Raw genomic sequence first — 19,624 nt, 5'->3', positions numbered from 1 at the left:
CTACTTCTCAAACAACGAAGCGACGGCGGAAGGGTTCTCGGTCAGCAGCGCATCGAGCTCTTCTGGAGCGATGATGGGGTGGTTCAGTTCCGGGACGGATGTGAATCGCAGCCCGGGGCGGCAGAGCCGGTACCCCTCCGCGCTTTCATAGTAGGAGAACGGTATTCCTTCTTCGCTCATCCGTAGTCCCAGTGCCCATTCGGTTTCCCCGGAGTGAATCACGCGACACCCTCTATCCATCAGTTCCGGGATCACGCTCCGGTAGCTGTGGCGATTCAACGGATTCCCCGTCACGTTCACTTCCATGAGGTTCGCCTGCGCGAGGAGGGGCGTGAGGTCCTCGATCCTGTTCCTCTGCAGATCCATTCGGTCCAGCTGTAGTTCACTCAGTCCAGAAATGTCGCACAGTGCGCTGTTGTGTGAGATCACAGCGACCAGGGACCGCATGTCCTGCAAAGGCCGGCCGATCGAAGGAACGTTGCATCCGTTCATGATGAGGATCCGTAGGGCGTGAAGGCTCTCCAGTCCTTCCAGTGAGTGAGCGGAATTGATGTTGATCGATGTGATTGCGGCCAGCTCGGCGGTTTCGAATGGCGCCTCGTGTCCCACCTTTTTGCGGATGCTTTCCTGAACAGATGCGTCCATTTCTGCACTCCTATCCGGCATTTCCTCGACCTTCGAGAGCCTTTCGGGCTTCGAAGAAATCCTGTAGGACTCGCTGGTAGTTCTCTTTCTGCTTGTCCGCCAGTTCCTTGACGGGGATGTTGACCATCTCGACCGTTGTTATGGTTTTCACGCTTGTTTGGGTGTCGATGGTCACAACTTTTCTCTTATAGGTGCCCATGACGGGGACGGTGTATACATCCTCGGGGAAGTCCGGGCTGATCTCCCCGTCCCACATGAGTTTTCCGCTCTCAAGAAGGGCTTGGAGGTGGGACAGGAACCCTCTAGCTGTTTTGTCCGCCTGGTCAGGACTTTCTAGGAATGCCTCGAATATCCCACGTAAGCCCCCGCTGGGGATGCGCGTCTCAGGGTCCTGGGGAAGATGGCGCTTCTTCGGATCTCCGTGGTATATCGGGTCGGCGACTGAGCTGTAGGTGTTCTCCGCGTATGCACCCGTGTGGGCTGCAAAATTGTCGCGCGTAATGGCGGTCGTCGTGCTGTCGATTTTCATGTCCCACAGGACGTCGCCGGTGAAGGAGCGTAGGGCATGCTGCAGTGTGATCCACTCGACGGCGGTGTCTATTCCGTCGCGATCCCTGCTCTCGATCGCGGTTTCGAGCACCCGGCCGATATAGTTCGTAGGAATCCACTCGTGGTGCCCGGGGCGGGCTGCGCGAAACTGCTCCTTGACCCAGCCGGTGCTTGCCCCTCCCTTTTTCCATATTTTGAGGAACTCGGTCGAGTCTATGCCGTTGACCGTCGCGCCGGGTTTGACTATCAGTTTCAGGAAATTGATGATCGGCTTGTCCGGGGGACCTTCGCACTTCGCTACGGCATCCACCAGGTTGGCATCCGCCTCCTCGCCCGTGTTGGGGAGATGGGTGAAGCGGCCGTACCGGTAGTTTTTCAGCTCGAATCCGATGCCCGGAAGCTTGTTGATGACTTTTGCATCGTCTTCGTCCGTGGCGATCGATTTTATGCGCTTCTCTCCGCCCTCCTTTCCTGTGATCCAGATGAGTGCGCCTCGTGACATGGCGCCAATGAAATCAGCGCGAACCGTATGAGGTGGGTCGGTTTTCGTTTCGTGCAGAGCGTACTTATGAAAGGTGTCGGTCTCTGCCAGATCCTTTCCTCGCGTCTTTTTGAAGTACCCTATGAGCGCCCTTCCTGTCACGTTCTTCTGTAAATCCTTCAGGGCCTCTTCCTCTGTCCCCTTGAGGGATGTCTCGTCCCAAATGGAGATCCCTCCTATTCTTGACTTGCCTAATTGGTTTCCCCATTCTCTGTGTATCTCCTGTGCTCTCTTGGGTCCGTAGTCACCGAGAGACTTCCGCATGCTCGTCATGAGCTGCTTCTTGGTGGGGGCCTTTGATTTCGCTGAGGCTCGGGGGTTGATCGCTGCTTCGATCCTCCAGCTGTCACCGTCCTCAAATGCTCGAAGCTCGGTCAGCTTGTACCGGGCCTTGATCGTGCTCAACTTCACGCGAACGCTCGACTCTGGAACGAGTTCGCCCTCGTGCCTGTCAAGCTCCTTCGATGCGGCCCTGACGCCTTCCCTCAGAAGCTTTCTTTTGTCGAGGGAGCTCTCCTTCCCGTCCTTGGGGCTGGTTTTTTTCTGATCCCTGCGTTCGTTGCCTTCCTTGTCTTTTCGGAGTTTTCGCCACAGCGCCTTGCCCTTCTTGGCGATGAAGTCGACGATCTTGTCGATGGCGCGGGTGACCGGGCGGGAGACCGACTGGAAGACCGACTGGACCTTGTTGGCCAGGCCGCCGATGCCGAGGAGGGCGGCCAGGAAGCCGATCAGGAGGGGGACGCTCGTGGCGAGGGCGGCTTCGATGAGCTTGGGGACGCCGGCCTGGCCGCCGTTGGCGATGGCGATGACCGCGTCCAGGACCGCGTTGACGAAGTCCGCGATCTGCGCGCCCTGCGTCACGATGAACGTGACGATGTCGATGATCCCCTTGACGGCCCGGACGAACGCCGACGCGGGGTTCAGCAGGGAGATGATCCAGGTGATGCCCGCGATCAGGACCGTGGGGATCAGGTAGGTCGTCAGCTTGCCGAGGATCGTGGCCTTGAGGTCGCCCGCTTCGGCCTGGATCTCCTTGACCGCGCCCGCCGGGCCCTCGGCGGCGAGGTTCTTCGCCACGGGGACCGAGGTCTCCACGGCCGACATCGCCTCGTCGGGGACGCCCTTGCGGGTGACGCGGGCGCGGATGTTGTCCCAGGTCAGGCCGAGCATGGAGCCGATGAGCTGGATGATGCCCTTGAGGTCGAACCTCTGCGGGAGGTCCAGGCCCGCCTTCACCGCCGTACCGAGCAGCCAGGAGACGACCCCGGTTTTCAGGTGGTCGGCGATGTTCGTGATGAACAGGTTCAGGCCCGCGCCGACCGCTCTCACCAGGTTGCCCAGGAAGCCGATCGGGTCCTTGATGATCTTCATGATCGCGGAGGCGGCCTTGGCGAGGATGCCGAGGAGCAGGTTCTTCAGCTCGTTGATCGTCTTGATGACCCCGACGATGGCGTCCTTCGCCTTGTCGATCAGCCCCTTGTTGGCCTCCTGGAGCTTCTTGATCTCCTCGTCGATCTTGTCGAGCGCCGCCGTGTACTTCTGGGCCAGGTCCTGGACCAGCTGTTCCGACTTCTCGTCGACCGTGGCTTCCAGGTCGTCGAACTTGCCCGCGAAGTCCTTCGCGGCCTCCTGGCCGAACTGCTTCAGGTCGGCGGGGAGTCTGTCGACCTCAGCCTTCAGCTCCGTGCGGCCCTTGGCGATGCGGGCCTTCGCCCTGCCGAGTTCGGCGCCGATGATGTCCGCCACCGAGGAGATGACCGTCTGCATGCGGGAGACGTAGAGCTTGCGGGACTCCTGGTAGAGGTCGTTCGCCGCCTTCGGGAGGCCGGCGAACTTGTCCTTGATCCAGCGGCCCTTGCCCATGAGGCCCGAGTACCGCTTGTCCTTGTACTTCTTCATCCGGCTCTTGTGGTCGGCCGTGAACGCGTCCCGCGCCGCCTTCTCGCCCGACGTGAACGCCGTGTCCACCTTCTTGTCCAGGCCGGACAGGACGTCCTCGACGTCCTTCTTCGTGCCGTCGTAGACCTTCTGGAGCTTGGCCGTGACCTCGGCGCGCTTCTTCTCGTCCTTCGACTTCGTGTCGTTCTTGCCGCCGTCCACCTGCTTTCCGGCGGCGGCCCGGGTCGCGGTGAGCCCGGCCATCGCCTGGGCTCCGAAGGCCGCCGCGTTCTCCTTGGCGGCGGAGAGCTGCCGGTCCTCCGCCGCCCTCCCCTTCGCCGGCGCCTTCGCCGCGTCCGCCTCGGAGCTCTTCTTCGCCGACAGCGCTTCGTCGAACTCCGGTTCGTTGCCCTTGGCGAGTTGTTCCTCGGTGACCTCGGCGTCCGCCATCGCCTGGTCGTTGGCGGCCGGGCCCTCGGAGAAGTCCGTCACCGCCGCGGGCTGCTTCTCCGGCACCGCGTCCGCGGCGGACGGAGCGCCCGGGTTGCCCGGGGCCCGGTCGGGGGTGAGCGGGGTGACGTCCTTGTCCTGGGCGGCGGACGTGTCGGGCGGGGCCTTCGTCGCCGTGTCGATGTCCTTGGCGGAGGACTCCTTGCCGTCGGTGACCTTGCCGTCGACCTCGGCCTTGACCTGGTCCGCCTTGCCGGACCCGGAGAACTTGTCCGCCTCGTCCAGGTTCTTGGGCGCCTGCGCGTCGATCGCCTTGTTCACGGCGTCGATGAACGCCTTCTTGTCGAACTCCCCGGGCTTCGCCGCGTTCATCTTCTCGGCGTTCGCCGCCTTGCCCTGGGCCTCCTTGTCGTCCGGCGGGGCCACGGCCGCGTCCTGCGACGCCTTCGACTCCGCAGCCGCCGGGGCGTGCGCGGCGAGCCGGGTCTTCTTCGCCGCCACGTCGGCCTTCACGCCGCGGAAGCGGGGCGACTGCGCCGGGGCCGGTTTGACCGGTGCGGTGTACCGCTGGGCGACGAGCCGGGAGACCGCCCCGTTCCCGGCCATGCGCTGCAGCCGCTGGAGGGAGCGGCGGTCGGGGGGCGAGAGGGCCGGCCGGGGCGACGCGTCCGTCCGCGGTGTGCCGGGGCGCGAGGTCTCGGAAGGCTTCTCCGGAACCGCCTTCATCCGCCGCCCCCTCCCGCCCTTCCGCTCCCGCCGGCCAGGAGACCCCCGGCCCGAAGCCGCCCGAAGGAAACCCGAGGCCGTCGGCAGGCAGCCCGGAGGCCGCCCGAGGTCGCCGGCTGGCAGCCCGAAGGCCGAGTGAAGGCCGCCAGGCGGCCGCCCCAGGAGGCGGTGCTCGCGTAGTGCCTGCCACGGTGCCGGGAAGCCGGAGGGCGTACCGAGCGCGCGCGACCCTCGTACGGGGCAGGGCCGGGCGGCATCCCCGACGTGGTCGCGTTGCCTCATCGGGCAGCCCGGCGTGCGCGGGCGGGCGGCCGACCGTCCGTTCCCGGTGATCGCCGCAGTGGCCACAATGGCCCGCGTCCCCCGTCGAGCAGTACGCCCAGGAGTGTGCCGAGGAGAGGCCCCTATGCCGTCGTACCTGTCCCCCGGCGTCTACGTCGAAGAGGTCGAGTCCGGGTCCCGGCCGATCGAAGGGGTGGGCACCTCGGTCGCCGCCTTCGTCGGCTTCGCCCAGAAGGGGCCGTTCGACGAGCCGACGCTGATCACCAACTGGAGCCAGTTCGTCGCCACGTTCGGCGACTTCACCGAGGGCGCCCACCTGGCCTCCGCCGTCTACGGGTTCTTCGCCAACGGCGGCGGCATCTGCTACATCGTGCGGGTCGACGACGGCACGGCCGTCTCCCCGGACGGCGGCGACGACGGTGAGCACACAGGCGGTGAGCACGCCGCCGGTGAGCGCGCCGGCGGCGCCGGCGGAGAGCTTCCGCCCGGGGCCGAGGTCCCCGTCGGGCCCTACGCCGTACGCGCCCGGCCCGGGGTGAGCGGCGAGATCAGCGTGGAGGTCGCCCCGGTGCAGGGCGACGACCCGCCCGCCGACGTCTTCCGGTTCCTCGTGCTGCGCGACGGCCGGGTCGCGGAGACGTACGCCTCCGTCACCACCAAGCGCAGCAAGGACAACGTCGCCACCCGCGTCAACGCCACGTCGGAGCTGATCGAGGTACGGGAGTCGGGCCGCGGCCCCGCGCCCGCCCCGCCCGGCCCGCAGACGGTGGTCCTCGCCCCGGCCGCCCCCGCACCGGGCGGCGCCGGAGCGCTGGCCCCCGAGGTGTACGTCGGGGACGCCGACCGCCGTACGGGGCTCGGCGGGCTCGAAGCGGTGGACGAGGTCACCATGGTCGCCGTCCCGGACCTGATGAGCGCGTACGGGCGCGGACTGCTGGACCTCGACGCGGTCGTCGCCGTCCAGCAGGGGATCGTCGCCCACTGCGAGTTGATGGGCGACCGCGTCGCGATCCTCGACCCGCCGCCCGGCCTCACCCCGCAGCAGGTCCGCGGCTGGCGCACCGGGCAGGCCGGCTTCGACTCCAAGTACGCCACGCTCTACTACCCCTGGATCAGCGTCGCGGACCCCGCGTCCGGCCGCGCCTCCCTCGTACCGCCCAGTGGGCACGTCGCCGGGATCTGGGCGCGCAACGACGACACCCGCGGGGTGCACAAGGCCCCGGCGAACGAGGTCGTCCGGGGAGCCGTCGCCCTGGCCACCCAGCTCACCAAGGGCGAGCACGACCTCCTCAACCCGATCGGGGTGAACTGCATCCGCTCCTTCCCCGGCCGGGGCATCCGGGTCTGGGGCGCGCGGACGCTCGCCTCCGACCCCGCCTGGCGGTACCTGAACGTGCGGCGACTCTTCAACTACCTGGAGGAGTCGATCCTCGCCGGTACCCAGTGGGTCGTCTTCGAGCCGAACGACGACGCCCTGTGGGCCCGGGTCCGGCGCACCGTCTCCGCGTTCCTGGTCAACGAGTGGCGCAAGGGCTCGCTGTTCGGGCTGACCCCCGAGGAGGCGTTCTACGTGAAGTGCGACCGCGAGACGAACCCGCCGGAGAGCATCGACGCGGGCCAGGTCGTCTGCGAGATCGGGGTCGCCCCCGTCAAGCCGGCCGAGTTCGTGGTGTTCCGGCTCTCCCAGCTGACCGGCGGCAGCGGCGGCGTCGATGAGTGACGCCCCGCCGCGCCCCCGCCCGGCACCCGCCGACAGCCCGTTCCCGAGCCTGGCGTAAGGAGTCCGCCGTGCCCCTTCCCGATCTCGACAGTTCCGTCGGGCATTCCTTCGGCCTCGAATTCGACAGCGTCATCATCAAGCAGATCACCGAGGTCAGCGGTCTGAAGATGGAACAGGACGTCATCGAGCTGAAGCAGAACACCGCCGACGGGAAGTACGCCATCAAGAAGCTGCCCGGCCGCCCCAAGGCCGGCGAGGTCACCGTCACGCGCGGCCTCACCGAGGACAACAGTTTTGAACGCTGGATCAAGGACTCGCGGTTCGGCCGCATGACGAGCGCCCGCCGCAACGGGGCCGTCATCGTCTACGACTACGAGGGCCTGCCGATCAAGCGCTACAAGCTGATCAACGCCTGGCCGAAGTCCCTGGAGATCGGCACGCTCAAGGCCGGCGACACCTCGGTCCTCACGGAGAAGCTGGCGATCACCTACGAGAGCATGGAACTCGACTGATGCGCCGGTCGGTCCAGTTCCAGAGCCCCGAACAGGCCGAGGCGGCGCCCGACCGGGGCGGCGTGCGTCAACGCGAGCCGCTGCGCACGGAGTTCGGGTTCGAGCTGCCCCGGGGTTACGTCGACGAGTCGGGCACCGTGCACCGTACGGGGGTGATGCGCCTCGCCACCGCCCGCGACGAGCTGGTCCCGCTGCGGGACGACCGGGTGCGGGAGAACTCGGCGTACCTGTCGGTGGTCCTCATCTCCCGCGTCGTGACGCGCATCGGCACGGTCGAGGACATCCACCCCGGCGTCATCGAGGACCTGTTCGCCTCCGATCTCGCCTTCCTCCAGGACTTCTACCGGCGGATCAACGCCGAGGGCCACACCCGCGCCGCCGTCACCTGCCCGTCCTGCGACGAGGAGTTCGCGGTGAATCTCGCCGGTGGCCGCCTGGGGGAATCGTGACGTACGCGGCCGACCTGCTCTACGAGGAGGTCGCGTACCTCGCCTACCACTTCCACTGGCCGCTGGACGACCTGCTGGACCTGGAACATCCGGAACGCCTGAAGTTCGTCGCGCAGGTCGCCCGCCTCAACGGGCACTAGCGGCGGCCGAGCCGGACCGGAGGAGAACGTGCGGGGGAGGACGGGAAGCTCATGGGGTTGATGTCCTGGTTGCGGGGCGTGGGCGGCGGTGACGCCGACCGCCCCGGCAGCGGTGCGTCCGAGCCCGGTTCCGTGGCCGGTTCCGTCACCGGTTTTGGCGGTGGGGCCGGCTCCGGTGCCGACGAGCGGGCCGGACGGGTCGACGTCGACCGGTTGGAGCCGATGCGGCGCCTGGTGTCGGGGCAGCGGCTGACGTCCGCTCCCGCCGAGTTCGAGGCGTCGCTGACCACGCGGCAGGACACCGCGCTGGGCACACCGCTGGGCCACCTGGTGAGCCCCGACGCACCGGCCGGGCTGGTACGGGGGATCGGGGTCGCGGAGCCCGCCCCGTCGTCTCCCGCCCCGTCGTCGCCGGTCGCCGCTCAGCGGTCCGTGGACATGCCGCTGCGGGGCGACGCGCGGCCCTCCGGACGGGCGGGCCCGCCCGCCGGATCCGCCGGGGGTGCTGAGGCGCGGGACCAGCCCGGCGTACGGGAGGCCGGGACCGCACCCGTGCAGCGTCTGTACGGGGGTGAGGGCCCGGCCATGACGTCCGCCGCCGAGTACGGGGCGGGGGCCGGGGGCGCGCAGGAGTGGCCCGTACGGCGTCTGGTGGGGGAGCGGACCGTGGTGCCGGACGCCCGGCCGGCGGTGCCGGACCCCTCCCCCGCGGAAGCGCGGGACGCCCCGACCGCGCAGGGGGCCGGTCCGCACTTCGGCGGTCCCGGTGTCCAGCGGGCCGTGACGCCTCCGGCGGGGGACGCCGGAAAGCGGACGCGCCGGACACCTGGGCTGGGTGCGCCGCTGCCCGGCCTGCCGCCGACCGCACAGCGACGGGCCGCCACGGACCGACCGGCTTCGGGCGGACCGGCCTCGGGCAGGACCGGAGCCGAGGGGGCCGGGGCGGAGGGCATCGCCGGGGCGGAGGGCTTCGGCAGGGCGGGGAGCTTCGCCGGGGCGGACGAGGGATTGGGCGGCCGGGACGCGGTCGCTCCGCTGCTGGGCGAGGACCCGGTGGCGGGAGTGGCGTTCCGGGGGCCCGCGGGCTCGGGTGGGCCGGGCGAGGCGGATGGTGTGGGCGATGCGGGTGGTGCGGTCGTGGACGTGCCGCGCGGTGGTGGGGTCGAAGGGGCCGATGGGACCAGTGGGGATTCTGGGGGTGCTGGGGCTGGTGGGGTCGGCGGTTCGGTTCAGCGGACGGTGAGCGTGACCGCGGTTCCGGCTCCGCCCGGTCCGGACCCCGAGCCCGCGCGGCGGCCCGTCGCGCCCCTGCTCGGTGACCGGCCCCTGGTTCCGAGGAACGCCGACGTACAGCGGGCCGTCGAGCCGGATCCCGGCCCCGCGCCGGGCCCGGATGACGGGTCCGCCGTACCGCCCGGCGGTGTCCCGGTCCGCTGGACCGGAGCGGAGGAGGGCGGGCCACCGGCCGGCCCCGGGGTCCGGCTCGGACCCGCTCCCGCCGGGGTGCCGTCCGCGCCCGGCCCCCTCCAGCGGCGGGCGGTGGGCGCGGCCGGAGGTCCCCCGGTCCCCGCCTCGGTCGCGCGTTCCGTGGGACCGGGGGCGGCGGGAACCGGCCGTGGCGCCGCCGGTCCGCCGGGCCCGCCCCCGCCCTGGTCCGGCGGCGGGGCGGGCGCGGTGGCGGTGTCGGCCGGGGTGGCGCAGCGGATGGCCGACGGCAGTGTCGTCTTCGCGGGCGCGCCGGTCTCGGGCACCTCGCGGGCGGTCATCCAGCGGGCCGCCGAGCCCGGGGAGCCCGTGGAGGAGCTTCCCCCGCCGGAGCCCGCCGATGAGCCCCCGCCCGAGCCCGTACCCGTGACGGAACCGGGGGGCGGCGAGCAGCCGGTGCCCGAGGTGGCGGGAGGGCAGGGCGGCGGAGGGGCTCCCGCCGTCACGGACGAGCTGGTCCGCGCCCTGTACGCGCCGCTGAGCAGGCTCCTGAAGAACGACCTCCGGCTGGAACGCGAACGCGCCGGCCATCTCATCAACACCCGCCACTAGAAGCCCCCGCCGCTGAAAGCCCCGCCGCTGAAAGCCCCCGCCCCCGCCCCGTCGCCGGGACCCCACCGAAGCGAACCGACCCGAAGCAAACCGAAAGAGAACCGAACCGAACCGAACCGAGAGGTGCGTGTCATGGCCACCGCCCAGGACAGCGACCCCGCCGTCAGCGTCTGCTTCGTCGTGACGATCGACGACATCGAGCTGGGGTCGTTCAACACGTGCGAGGGCCTCGGCTGCGAGGTGGTCCTCGAAGCGCGGGAGGAGGGCGGCAACAACGGGCACGTCTGGCAGCTTCCGACCCGGCTGAAGTACAGCAACGTGAAGCTGTCGCGGCCCCTCACCCGCGAGACGGAGAAGGTGGCGCGCTGGTTCGCCACCATGACCACCGGGTTCAGCCGGAAGACCGCGCACATCGAAGCGCGTACGGGAGACGGCCGGAAGGTCGCCCAGTGGGGGCTGCTGGAGGTCGTCCCGGTGCGGTGGACCGGCCCGTCGTTCACGCCGGAGTCGCCCAAGGTCGCCATGGAGACCATCGAGATCGCCCACCACGGCTACGTGATGGAGGGCTGAGCGCGATGAGCGGTGCTGCGGGACCCATCGCGTTCAGCGCGGCCGGTACGTCGGGGGTGGCCTCGACGGCGAAGGGCGGTGCGGCGCGGCCCAAGCTGGAGCACGCCTACCTGGAGCTGCGCACGCCGCCGACCGGAGGCGGGCTGACCCCGGGCGGGCCGTGCGGGCGGATCGACTTCCAGTTCAACCCGAAGGAGCTGAGTCTCACCAAGGCGGCTTCCTGGAAGCGGAGTCCGGCGAAGGGGGCGAAGAGTTCGGGGCCGCCGGAGTACCAGGGGTCGCAGCCCAGCAAGCTGACGGTGGAGATGTTCTTCGATGCCGGGGACACCCAGGACACCCGGGTCGTCACCTCGGTCGAGCAGCTCTTCGCCTGCTGCGTGCCGACGGACGAGACCCGGCAGCAGCAGCGTTCGTCCCCGCCGTGGGTCGTCTTCCACTGGGGCGGGCTCACCGGATTCCCCGGATACGTCAGCCAAGTCGCCGCCAAATACACGCTGTTCACCACGTCCGGCGTGCCGATCCGGGCGGTCTGCCAGGTCACCATGGAGGAGATCAGCGGCGAGACCCCGGGCCAGAACCCGACCTCGGGCGCGCTGGCCGCCCGGCGCGTCCACCGGGTCGGTTCGGGCGACTCGCTGCCCTCGCTCGCCCATCGGGAGTACGGGGACCCGGGCGCCTGGCGGGTGATCGCCGAGGCGAACGGCATCGACGATCCGCTGCGGCTCGCCCCCGGTACCCAGCTCCTGCTGCCCGCCCTGGACGAGCTGGCCCGGCTCAAGGCGGAGGCCGGGGGCGCGGCCGGCCGGGGGCTCGGCACGGGGCCCGGGACGGGCGCGGGCGGCGGCCGGGGCCGGAGGGACGGCTGATGGCGGGCCAGGGGGTCTCCACGGCGCTGACGGTGGAGTTCGGCGGGACTCCGCTGCCCGCGAAGTTCGTGAACACCCTGGTCGAAGGTTATGTGGACGACAGCCGTACGCTCCCCGACCTGTTCCTGCTGCGGTTCCGGGACCCCGACCGGGTGCTGCTGGAACAGGCCGGCCTGAAGATCGGCACCGAGGCGCGGCTGCTGGCCCGCGCGGGCGGTGACACGGCCCCGAAGCCGCTGCTGGAGGGCGTGGTCACGGCGCTGGAGGTGGAGCTCGACGACTCCGGCACGTTCACCGTCGTGCGCGGGCTCGACGAGTCGCACCGGCTGTTCCGGGGGCGGCGGGTGGCCAGCTACCAGAACATGACGCTCGCCGACATCTGCGGCCAGGTCGCCCAGCGCGCCGGACTGCGGCCGGGCCCCGTCGACATCGCCGGGCCCGTGCTGGAGCACATCGCCCAACCCAACGTCACAGACTGGGAGTTCGTGCGCGGACTCGCCGAGGAGGCGGGCGCGCAGGCGTACGTACGGGACGGGCGGCTCCACATCACGAAGCCGGCCGACGCGGGCAGCGCCCCCGACGCCTCGGCGCGGGCCGAACGCGACCCGCTCGTACTGGAGTTGGGCAGCAACCTGCTGCGCTGCCGGGCCGGGGTGTCGGCCGCCGAGCAGGTCGCGGAGGTGGAGGTGCGCGGTTGGGACGTCGGGGCGAAGCAGCCGCTGGTGGGCCGCGCCCCGGCGGGGACCACTCCGACGCTGGAGCTGGGGGTGACGGCGGCGGAGGTGTCGGCCCCGTTCGGCGAGGCCCGGTTCGTGGTGACGGACGCGGCGTACGGGACGCAGGCCCAGGTCGACCTGACGGCGAAGGCGCTGGCGGAGCGGATCGCCGGGTCGTTCGCGGAGCTGGAGGCGGTGATCCGGGGCAATCCGGAGGTGCGGGCGGGCAGCGCGGTGGCGCTGAACGCGGTGGGCGCGCCGTTCGAGGGCCGGTACACCGTGACGACCTCGCGCCACGTCTTCGACGCCGTACGCGGGTACGAGACCTGGATCACCGTGTCGGGGCAGCAGGAGCGGTCCCTGTACGGGCTGGCGTCCAACTCCGTTTCCTCACCGATGGGTTCGCGGTGTGCCGGGCTGGTCAGCGGGACGGTGACGGACACGCAGGACCCGGAGGGGTCGGGGCGGGTCAAGGTGCGGTTCCCGTGGCTGTCCGACGAGTACGCGAGCGACTGGGCGCGTACGGCGCAGGCCAACGGCACCGGAGGCGGTGAGGCGTTCATCCCGGAGGTGGGCGACGAGGTCCTGGTCGGCTTCGAGCACGGGCATCTGGACCGGCCGTACGTCCTGGCGGGGCTGTACAACGGCCAGGACCGGCCGGGGGGCGGAGGAGGGGGCGGCGCGGGTGCTCCCGGGTCCGTCGGTGGTGCTCCCGGATCGGCCGGTGGCGGTACCGGGTCGGCCGGTGGCGCTTCGGGGGCGGCCGGTGGTGCTCCCGGATCGGCCGGGCGTGCCTTCGGTTCCGTGGCCGGCGGGGGTGTCGGGGCAGGCGCCGGGGGCTCCGGGGGCGGCGGTGGGGGCGAACTCGTCGATCCCACCAGCGGCGCCGTCAACCGCCGCGCCTTCGCCTCCCGCAGCGGCAACCAACTGGAGTTGCTGGACGCCGCGAACGGCCCGCAGGGCGTCCGGCTCCGCACCGGCGACGGCAGGCTGACCATCGACCTGGACCGCAGGGGTACGGCCATCGTCATCGGCAGCGACGGCAGCGTGACGATCGAGGCCAAGGAGAAGATCTCGCTCCGGGCGGACGGCGGCGTCGCCCTGGACGCCGGTCGCGGGAAGCTCGAACTGGTTGGGGAGAGCGTCACGTTGACCGCGCGCAAGGGCGTGTCCGTGGACGGCGGCACCGGAAAGGTCGACGTCGCCTCCCAGGGCGCGGTGGAGGTGCGGGGCGGTGAGGTCGCGGTCGACGGGAGCCGCCGTACGGAGATCGGGAGCGGCGGCTCGGTGAACGTGAACGCGCCGATGATCAAGCTCAATTGATGGCCGGTCAGGCCATGTTCGCGGGAGGAGCGACCAGTATGTCCGACGCAGCAGCCGCCCCGGCGGCCCGGGTCGGCGACCCCACCGGCCACCCCGGCACGGTCGGACCGCCGGGCGTCCTGTCCGTGCTCATCGGCGGGAAGCCCGCCGCCACCGTCGGGACCGCCCATGTGTGCTCGTCGCCCGCCGCCCATCCCCCGACGGTGCTCGCACCGCCCGGCAGCAGGACGGTGTTCATCGGCGGGCGGCCCGCCGCCCGGGCCGGGGACCTGGCGGGCTGCGGCTCCCCGGTGGTCTCCGGCTGCCCGACCGTCCTGATCGGCGGGTGAGACGGCCGTGGGACAGCAGTTCATCGGCGCGGGCTGGGCGTTCCCGCCGCGTACGGACGCCACCGGGTCCATCGCCCTGGTACGCGGCGAGCACGAGCTGGAGGAGTCGATCCGGCTCATCCTCGCGACCTCGCCGGGGGAGCGGCCCATGCGGCCCGAGTTCGGCTGCGCGGTCAACGACTACGTGTTCGCCCCGGCCGACGCGGGGACCGCCGGCCAACTCGCGTACGAGGTACGGCTCGCCCTGGAGCGGTGGGAGCCCCGCATCGAGGTGACCGAGATCGTCGTCCGGTTCGACGAGGCGGACGACGGCGTCCTCTACATCGACATCGGCTACACCGTGCGCGGCTCCAACGACCCCCGCAACCTGGTCTTCCCGTTCTACGTGATCCCGCAGCACGCGGAGTCCGCTGAGGCCGCCGAACGCCCGGCCGCAGACCCGGGAGCCGGCGCGTGAGCCCCGCCCGTACGGCGGGCGGCGGCGCACGCCGGGAAGACCGGCGCGCGATCCGGGTCCGCAGGGCCGCGACGCACGACGAGGAGGCCGGCGCGTGAGCCCCGCCCGTACGGCCGCGACGCACGACGACGAGGAGGCGAGGGCGTGACCCTGCCCAGCCCGCACCTGGACGACCGCACCTTCCAGGGCCTGGTCGACGAGGCGAAACGCCTGGTCCAGCAGCGCTGCCCGGAGTGGACCGACCACAACGTCTCCGACCCGGGGGTGACGCTGATCGAGGCGTTCGCGACCATGGTCGACCAACTCGTCTACCGGGTGAACCGGGTCCCGGAGAAGAGCTACCTCACCTTCCTCGACCTCATCGGCGTCCAGCTCCACCCGCCGACCGCCGCCCGCACCGAGGTGACGTTCCGGCTCTCCGCGCCGCGCCCGGACCCGGTGCTGGTGCGCGCCGGCACGGAGGTCGCCACCGTCCGTACGGAGACCGAGGAGGCGGTCGTGTTCACCACATCGGCGCCGCTCTCCATCGTCCCCTGCTTCTTCGCCCACCTGGCGACCTGGCCCTCGCCGGGCGAGGCCGCCGACCGGACCGAGGAGCTGGCGCTCGGCCGGGACGTGCCCGTCTTCGGCGCCACCCCCGCCCCCGGCGACTGCCTGTACGTCGGGCTCTCGGCCGCCGTGCCCGCCGGCGTGGTGGCGCTCCGGCTGGACTGCACGGTGGACGGGGTGGGCGTCGACCCGGAGCGCCCGCCGATCCTCTGGGAGGCGTGGGACGGGACGCGGTGGGCGGTCTGCGAGGTGGAGAAGGACGAGACCGGGGGGTTCAACCGGTCCGGCGAACTGATCCTCCACCTGCCCCACACCCACGCCCCGGCCGCCGTCGTGCGCCGTACCGGGGGCTGGCTGCGCTGCCGGCTGATCGAGGCGGAGCCGGGCCGGCCGACATACCTGGCCCCGCCCGTCGTCCGGGGCATCACCGCGTTCACGGTCGGCGCGACCGTCGCCGCCGAGCACGCCGAGACCGTCGCGGACGAGGTGCTGGGCCAGGCGGAGGGGGTCCCCGGGCAGGTGTTCCGGCTGGCCAGGGCACCGGTGGTGCCGGGCGAGTTCGTGGTCGAGGTCGTCGAGCCGGCCGCCCCCGGCGACATCGAAGGCCCGGACGCCACCCGGTGGAGCCGGGTCGACGACTTCGCGCACTCCGGCCCGGAGGACCGGCACATCACCCTCGACCCCAACGCGGGACGCGTCGAGTTCGGCCCCGCCGTACGCGAACGGGACGGCTCCGTACGCCACTACGGCCGGGTCCCCGCCAAGGGCGCCACCGTCCGGGTCCGCTCCTACCGCACCGGCGGCGGGCTGCGCGGCAACGTCGCCCGCGCCACCCTCCGCGTCCTGCGCAGCGCGATCCCGTACGTCGCCCGGGTCGAGAACCGGCGGCCCGCGCTCGGGGGCGTGGACGGCGAGAGCGTCGAAAGCGCCCGCGTGCGCGGCCCGATGACCCTGCGCACCCTGCACCGGGCGGTCGTCCCGCACGACTACGAACTCCTCGCCCGCGAGATCGCCCCGGACGCGGCCCGGGTCCACTGCATCAGAGCCGGTACGGAGGAGGGGTCGCCGGAGACCGGAGGGGTGCGGCTGCTCATCGTCCCGGCGGGCAGCGGAGACGGGCAGGGGCGGATCGCGTTCGACGAACTGATCCCGCCCGCCGACACGCTCGCCCTGATCGCCGGGCATCTGGACGCCCGCCGGCCGATCGGGGCCCGGCTGGTGGTCGAGCCGCCGTTCTACCAGGGCGTGACCGTCGTCGCCCTGGTCCAGGCGGAGCGCGGGGCGGTCGCCGAGAAGGTCCGCGAGAGCGCGCTGGCCGCGCTGTACGGGTACTTCAACCCGCTCACCGGCGGGCCGGGCGGCGACGGCTGGCCGTTCGGCCGGCCCGTGCAGTCCGGGGAGGCGTTCGCCGTGCTCCAACGGGTGCCGGGGGTGGACCTGGTGGAGGACGTACGGCTCTACCGGGCCGACCCGGTCACCGGTGAACGCACCGACGCCACCGCGAAGATCCCGCTGGACCCGCACGCGCTGGTCTTCAGCTACGAGCACCAGCTCCGGGTGAGGGGGGCCTGAGCCGATGCGCACCGGAGTACCGGGGCTGCCGACCCCGCACCCGCTGATCGATGGCCTCCCCGCCGTCTACCTCGAACAGGACTTCCTCCAGCGGTTCCTGGCGGCGCTCGACGACGTCCTCGCCCCGGTCCTGCTGTCCATCGACAACCTGCCCGCGCACCTGGACCCGCGCAGCGCCCCCGGCGACTTCCTCGACTGGCTGGCCCAGTGGGTGGCCGTGGACCCGCACGAGGGCAGCCCGCCGGAGCTGCGCCGGGCGGCGGTGCGCGGCGCGGTCGCCCGGCACGCCCGGCGGGGCACGGTGGGCGGGCTGGCCGAGGCGCTGCGGCTGGAGACCGGGGCCGAAGCGGAGATCGTCGAGAGCGGCGGCACGGCCTGGTCCACCGGCCCGGGGACCCCGCTGCCCGGCCAGGCCCGCGCGTGGGTGACCGTACGGCTCCGGGCGGCCGGGGGCGAGGGCGACCGGGCGCGGCTGGAGGAGCTGATCGACGCGGAGGTGCCGGCCCACGTCGGATACACCCTGGAGCTGCTGTGACCTGCGACGAGTGCGGCCACCGGAATCCGCCGGGGCGAGAGTTCTGCGTGGCGTGCGAGGCGTTTCTGCGATGGGAGCCGGAGGGGGGACCGGGGCGGGAGGGGAGACCTGGGCCGGAGGGGAGACCTGGACCGGAGGGGGGACCCGGGCCGGAGGGTGGCGGCCTCGCCTCCGGTGACCGGTCCGGCACGGCAGCGGGGTCCGGTGCCGGTGCCGGCTCCGGCTCCGGTGAACCGTCCGCCACGGCACCGGGCTCCGGTTCCGGTGAGCGGCCCGACGCGCAGGGGCAAGGCGTGCGGCCCACTGCGCCGGGGTCCGGCCCGGGCGGGCGGCCGTCCGACGCCCCGTCCGACGCCCCCGCCCCCTTCGTGACGCCTCCCGCGCCCGCGCCGGTGGCGTCCCCCGCGCCGATGCCCGTCACTGCGCCGCAGCCCGCGCCCCCGGTGTCCGGGAGGGCGGCGCCCAGGCGGCCGGGGGACCTGCCGCCCGGGCCTGCGCTCGGGCCCGACGCGTGGCCGGACGGCGGCCGGGGGTCCGGTGACGGGCCCGGCCGGTCCACACCCGCCCGTGCGACGGTCGTCTGCCCCAACTGCCGTACGGAGAACGCCCCGGACCGCATCCTGTGCCGACGGTGCGCCCTGCTGCTGGACCCCGGGCCCGCGCCCGGGGGCCGCCCGCCGTGGTGGCGGCGGCTCCTGCGCCGCCGCCCCCGGCGGACCCGTGCGGCGGGGGCGCGGCCCCGGCGCGGCTGGCGGCGGCCGAGGCTCGGCCTGCCGATCGTGCTGGTCCTGCTGGCGGTGGGCGTCTGGTTCGCGCTGCCGCACCTCTCGGGGCTGTTCGGCTTCGCCCGGCAGGAGACCGGGGCTCCGGAGTCGGTGCCGCCCGCCGTCTGCCGGGCGTCCAGCGAGGCGGACGGGCATCCGGCGTCGGCGGCGGTGGACGGGTTCAACAACCGCTACTGGGCGCCGGAGCGGGCCGGCGAAGGCGTCGGGGAGCACCTGGAGTGCGACTTCGCGCAGCCGGTACGGATGATGAAGATCGTGGTGTTCTCCGGGACGTCGGCCCGCCAGGACGAGTTCCTGACGCAGAGCCGCCCGGCACGTCTCACGGTGGAGCTCACGTCGGAGGACGGGGAGAAGACCGGCCGCACGATCCGGCTGCGCGACCAGGCGGGCCAGCAGACCTTCGACGTACGGGGGTCGGGCACGGTGAGCGCCCGGATCACGGTCGCGTCTGCGTACGGCACGGGGAAGGAGCGGCGTACGGCGCTCGCGGAGGTCGAGTTCTTCGGACGCCGGGAGTGAGCGACGGGGGCTGATGGGGCTGCTGGGGCTGCGGGAGCGGCCGCGAAGGCGACGGCGAAGGTGACGACGGCCGTGGCGGCGGTCGCCGGCGGTGGCCGGGGAGCCGCTACCCGTCCAGCTCGTTCGCGCGCCTTCGGAGATAGCGGGCCTCGGGCTCGCTGAGGGTGGCGTCGGCGGCCGCGCGGTAGGCGGTACGGGCGGCGGCCGGGTCCCCGGCCCGTTCCAGGAGATGGGCGCGTACGGCGTCGAGCCGGTAGTGCCGCGCCGCCGCCTCCGCCGTTCCCCCGGCCGTGCCCGCGGCCCCCGCCGCCTCCTCCAGCGCGTCGACCTCCGCCAGGCCGGCCCTGGGCCCGTGCACCATGGCCACGGCGACCGCCCGGCCCAGCGCGGCGGCGGGGTCGGGGGTGCGCCGCACGAGGAGGTCGTACAGGGCCAGGATCTGCGGCCAGTCGGTGTCCTCGGCCCGCTCCGCCTCGTCGTGCAGGGCGGCGATCGCGGCCTGGAGCTGGTAGTCCCCGGCCGGGCCCTGGGAGAGAGCCTCCTCGGCCAGGGCGATGCCCTCCGCGACGGCCGTACGGTCCCAGAGGGCGCGGTCCTGCTCGTCCAGCGGGATCAGCGCGCCGTCCGCGCCGGTACGCGCCGGAGCGCGCGCCTGGGTGAGGACCATCAGCGCCAGCAACCCGGTCACGCGCCCCTCGTGGGGCAGCAGCCGGCGGACGGCCCGGGTCAGCCGGATCGCCTCACGGGCCAGGTCCGTACGGAGGAGGTCGGGGCCGGCGGTGGCGGTGTACCCCTCGTTGAAGATCAGGTAGAGGACCTGGAGCACCGCGCCGAGCCGCCGGTCGAGCTCCCGGGCGTCCGGGCGCGGGAACCGGGTGCCGCGCACCGCCCGCTTGGCCCGGCTGATCCGCTGCGCCATCGTCGCCTCCGGCACCAGGTGGGCGCGGGCGATCTCCGCCGTGGTGAGGCCGCCCACCGCGCGCAGGGTGAGCGCGATCTGGGCGGCGGGCGAGAGCGCGGGGTGGCAGCACAGGACGAGCAGGGTGAGCGTGTCGTCCTCGGAGGGCGCCCGGTCCGGGCCGCCGGGGGCCGCGTCGGGCGGCGGGGTGACGAAGGCGTCCGCCGGGGTGAGCGCCGCCGCGGTGTTCTCACGCCTGCGGCGGGCCTCGTCGCTGCGGAGCCGGTCGGTCAGCCGGCGGGAGGCGACCCGGATCAGCCAGCCGCGCGGGTTGTCGGGGATCCCGTCCCGGGGCCACTGCCCGGCCGCCGCGATCAGGGCCTCCTGGACGGCGTCCTCGGCCGGGTCGAAGTGACCGTACCTGCGGACGAGCGCGCCGAGGACCTGCGGCGCGTGCCGGCGCACCAGCTCTTCGATGACGTCGTCGGTCGTACCGTCCATGTGTCTCCCCGGGCGGCGCCGGGGCGTACGAGGCGGGCCCCGCGCGCCGTGTGCCGTCGATGCGGTGCGCGGGAC

16 protein-coding genes are annotated in these 19,624 nt (G+C 72.3%); 13 read left to right on the top strand and 3 right to left on the bottom strand.

Annotated features, from left to right (window positions below; translation table 11 throughout):
- Positions 1–645, bottom strand: coding sequence for a leucine-rich repeat domain-containing protein (locus tag IF19_RS0130930; RefSeq protein ID WP_030117565.1), 645 nt, complete (start codon positions 643–645; stop codon positions 1–3).
- Positions 646–655: 10 nt separating this feature from the next.
- The gene (locus IF19_RS1000000138530) at positions 656–4,789 is read right to left on the bottom strand and encodes a phage tail protein (protein WP_234313274.1); all 4,134 of its coding nucleotides are present in this window, start codon (positions 4,787–4,789) and stop codon (positions 656–658) included.
- 406 nt (positions 4,790–5,195) lie between these two features.
- On the opposite strand from IF19_RS1000000138530, the gene IF19_RS0130920 reads away from it, so the two are divergent.
- The 13 genes from IF19_RS0130920 to IF19_RS1000000138520 all read left to right on the top strand — a co-directional run bounded on the left by IF19_RS0130920 (position 5,196) and on the right by IF19_RS1000000138520 (position 18,150).
- Complete coding sequence (locus IF19_RS0130920) at positions 5,196–6,791, top strand: phage tail sheath family protein (protein ID WP_030117563.1); 1,596 nt, start codon at positions 5,196–5,198, stop codon at positions 6,789–6,791.
- Between the two features lie 68 nt (positions 6,792–6,859).
- A complete protein-coding gene (locus IF19_RS0130915) occupies positions 6,860–7,303 on the top strand; it encodes a phage tail protein (protein WP_030117562.1) in 444 nt (147 codons plus the stop codon).
- Entirely contained in the window at positions 7,303–7,752 is a 450-nt protein-coding gene (locus IF19_RS0130910; RefSeq protein WP_030117561.1) for a hypothetical protein, read from the top strand. Before IF19_RS0130915 ends, IF19_RS0130910 begins: the two co-directional genes overlap by 1 nt.
- Positions 7,749–7,892, top strand: coding sequence for a DUF6760 family protein (locus IF19_RS1000000137845; protein ID WP_007457431.1), 144 nt, complete (start codon positions 7,749–7,751; stop codon positions 7,890–7,892). Before IF19_RS0130910 ends, IF19_RS1000000137845 begins: the two co-directional genes overlap by 4 nt.
- A 51-nt stretch (positions 7,893–7,943) precedes the next feature.
- Positions 7,944–9,929 carry a hypothetical protein gene (locus tag IF19_RS1000000135565; RefSeq protein WP_136975158.1) on the top strand — a complete coding sequence of 662 codons (1,986 nt, stop codon included), beginning with the start codon at positions 7,944–7,946 and terminating at the stop codon, positions 9,927–9,929.
- Between the two features lie 132 nt (positions 9,930–10,061).
- On the top strand, positions 10,062–10,499 hold the full coding sequence (locus tag IF19_RS0130895; RefSeq protein ID WP_030117558.1) for a phage tail protein: 438 nt from the start codon (positions 10,062–10,064) through the stop codon (positions 10,497–10,499).
- Positions 10,500–10,504: 5 nt separating this feature from the next.
- Positions 10,505–11,365, top strand: a complete 861-nt coding sequence (locus IF19_RS0130890; RefSeq protein WP_030117557.1) for a CIS tube protein — start codon at positions 10,505–10,507, stop codon at positions 11,363–11,365.
- Positions 11,365–13,404 (top strand): VgrG-related protein, encoded by a 2,040-nt coding sequence (locus IF19_RS0130885; RefSeq protein WP_030117556.1) that lies wholly within the window; start codon positions 11,365–11,367, stop codon positions 13,402–13,404. Before IF19_RS0130890 ends, IF19_RS0130885 begins: the two co-directional genes overlap by 1 nt.
- A 38-nt stretch (positions 13,405–13,442) precedes the next feature.
- Positions 13,443–13,733, top strand: a complete 291-nt coding sequence (locus tag IF19_RS0130880) for a PAAR domain-containing protein (RefSeq protein WP_030117555.1) — start codon at positions 13,443–13,445, stop codon at positions 13,731–13,733.
- 7 nt (positions 13,734–13,740) lie between these two features.
- A complete protein-coding gene (locus IF19_RS0130875) occupies positions 13,741–14,190 on the top strand; it encodes a GPW/gp25 family protein (protein ID WP_030121683.1) in 450 nt (149 codons plus the stop codon).
- Between the two features lie 144 nt (positions 14,191–14,334).
- Positions 14,335–16,311, top strand: a complete 1,977-nt coding sequence (locus tag IF19_RS0130865) for a putative baseplate assembly protein (RefSeq protein WP_030117553.1) — start codon at positions 14,335–14,337, stop codon at positions 16,309–16,311.
- Positions 16,312–16,315: 4 nt separating this feature from the next.
- Positions 16,316–16,846 carry a phage tail protein gene (locus IF19_RS0130860; protein WP_030117552.1) on the top strand — a complete coding sequence of 177 codons (531 nt, stop codon included), beginning with the start codon at positions 16,316–16,318 and terminating at the stop codon, positions 16,844–16,846.
- A 410-nt stretch (positions 16,847–17,256) separates the two neighbouring features.
- Complete coding sequence (locus IF19_RS1000000138520) at positions 17,257–18,150, top strand: discoidin domain-containing protein (protein ID WP_267882453.1); 894 nt, start codon at positions 17,257–17,259, stop codon at positions 18,148–18,150.
- A 106-nt stretch (positions 18,151–18,256) separates the two neighbouring features.
- Here IF19_RS1000000138520 and IF19_RS0130850 read toward each other — a convergent pair whose 3' ends face one another.
- Positions 18,257–19,549, bottom strand: coding sequence for an RNA polymerase sigma factor (locus tag IF19_RS0130850; RefSeq protein ID WP_030121681.1), 1,293 nt, complete (start codon positions 19,547–19,549; stop codon positions 18,257–18,259).
- Positions 19,550–19,624 lie beyond the last annotated feature (75 nt).

The organism is Streptomyces californicus (genome assembly GCF_000717645.1).
Lineage (GTDB): Bacteria > Actinomycetota > Actinomycetes > Streptomycetales > Streptomycetaceae > Streptomyces > Streptomyces californicus.
Note: the sequence above shows the minus strand (reverse complement) of the source record. Positions and strands in the feature narration are given on the sequence as shown.

Excerpts from the sequence above, each read along its gene's own strand:
- IF19_RS0130920 (WP_030117563.1), top strand. The coding sequence starts at position 5,196 with ATGCCGTCGTACCTGTCCCCCGGCGTCTACGTCGAAGAGGTCGAGTCC.
- IF19_RS0130885 (WP_030117556.1), top strand. The coding sequence starts at position 11,365 with ATGGCGGGCCAGGGGGTCTCCACGGCGCTGACGGTGGAGTTCGGCGGG.
- IF19_RS0130910 (WP_030117561.1), top strand. The coding sequence starts at position 7,303 with ATGCGCCGGTCGGTCCAGTTCCAGAGCCCCGAACAGGCCGAGGCGGCG.
- IF19_RS1000000138530 (WP_234313274.1), bottom strand. The coding sequence starts at position 4,789 with ATGAAGGCGGTTCCGGAGAAGCCTTCCGAGACCTCGCGCCCCGGCACA.
- IF19_RS0130860 (WP_030117552.1), top strand. The coding sequence starts at position 16,316 with ATGCGCACCGGAGTACCGGGGCTGCCGACCCCGCACCCGCTGATCGAT.
- IF19_RS1000000138520 (WP_267882453.1), top strand. The coding sequence starts at position 17,257 with ATGCCCGTCACTGCGCCGCAGCCCGCGCCCCCGGTGTCCGGGAGGGCG.
- IF19_RS1000000135565 (WP_136975158.1), top strand. The coding sequence starts at position 7,944 with ATGGGGTTGATGTCCTGGTTGCGGGGCGTGGGCGGCGGTGACGCCGAC.
- IF19_RS0130930 (WP_030117565.1), bottom strand. The coding sequence starts at position 645 with ATGGACGCATCTGTTCAGGAAAGCATCCGCAAAAAGGTGGGACACGAG.
- IF19_RS0130890 (WP_030117557.1), top strand. The coding sequence starts at position 10,505 with ATGAGCGGTGCTGCGGGACCCATCGCGTTCAGCGCGGCCGGTACGTCG.
- IF19_RS0130850 (WP_030121681.1), bottom strand. The coding sequence starts at position 19,549 with ATGGACGGTACGACCGACGACGTCATCGAAGAGCTGGTGCGCCGGCAC.
- IF19_RS0130880 (WP_030117555.1), top strand. The coding sequence starts at position 13,443 with ATGTCCGACGCAGCAGCCGCCCCGGCGGCCCGGGTCGGCGACCCCACC.
- IF19_RS0130895 (WP_030117558.1), top strand. The coding sequence starts at position 10,062 with ATGGCCACCGCCCAGGACAGCGACCCCGCCGTCAGCGTCTGCTTCGTC.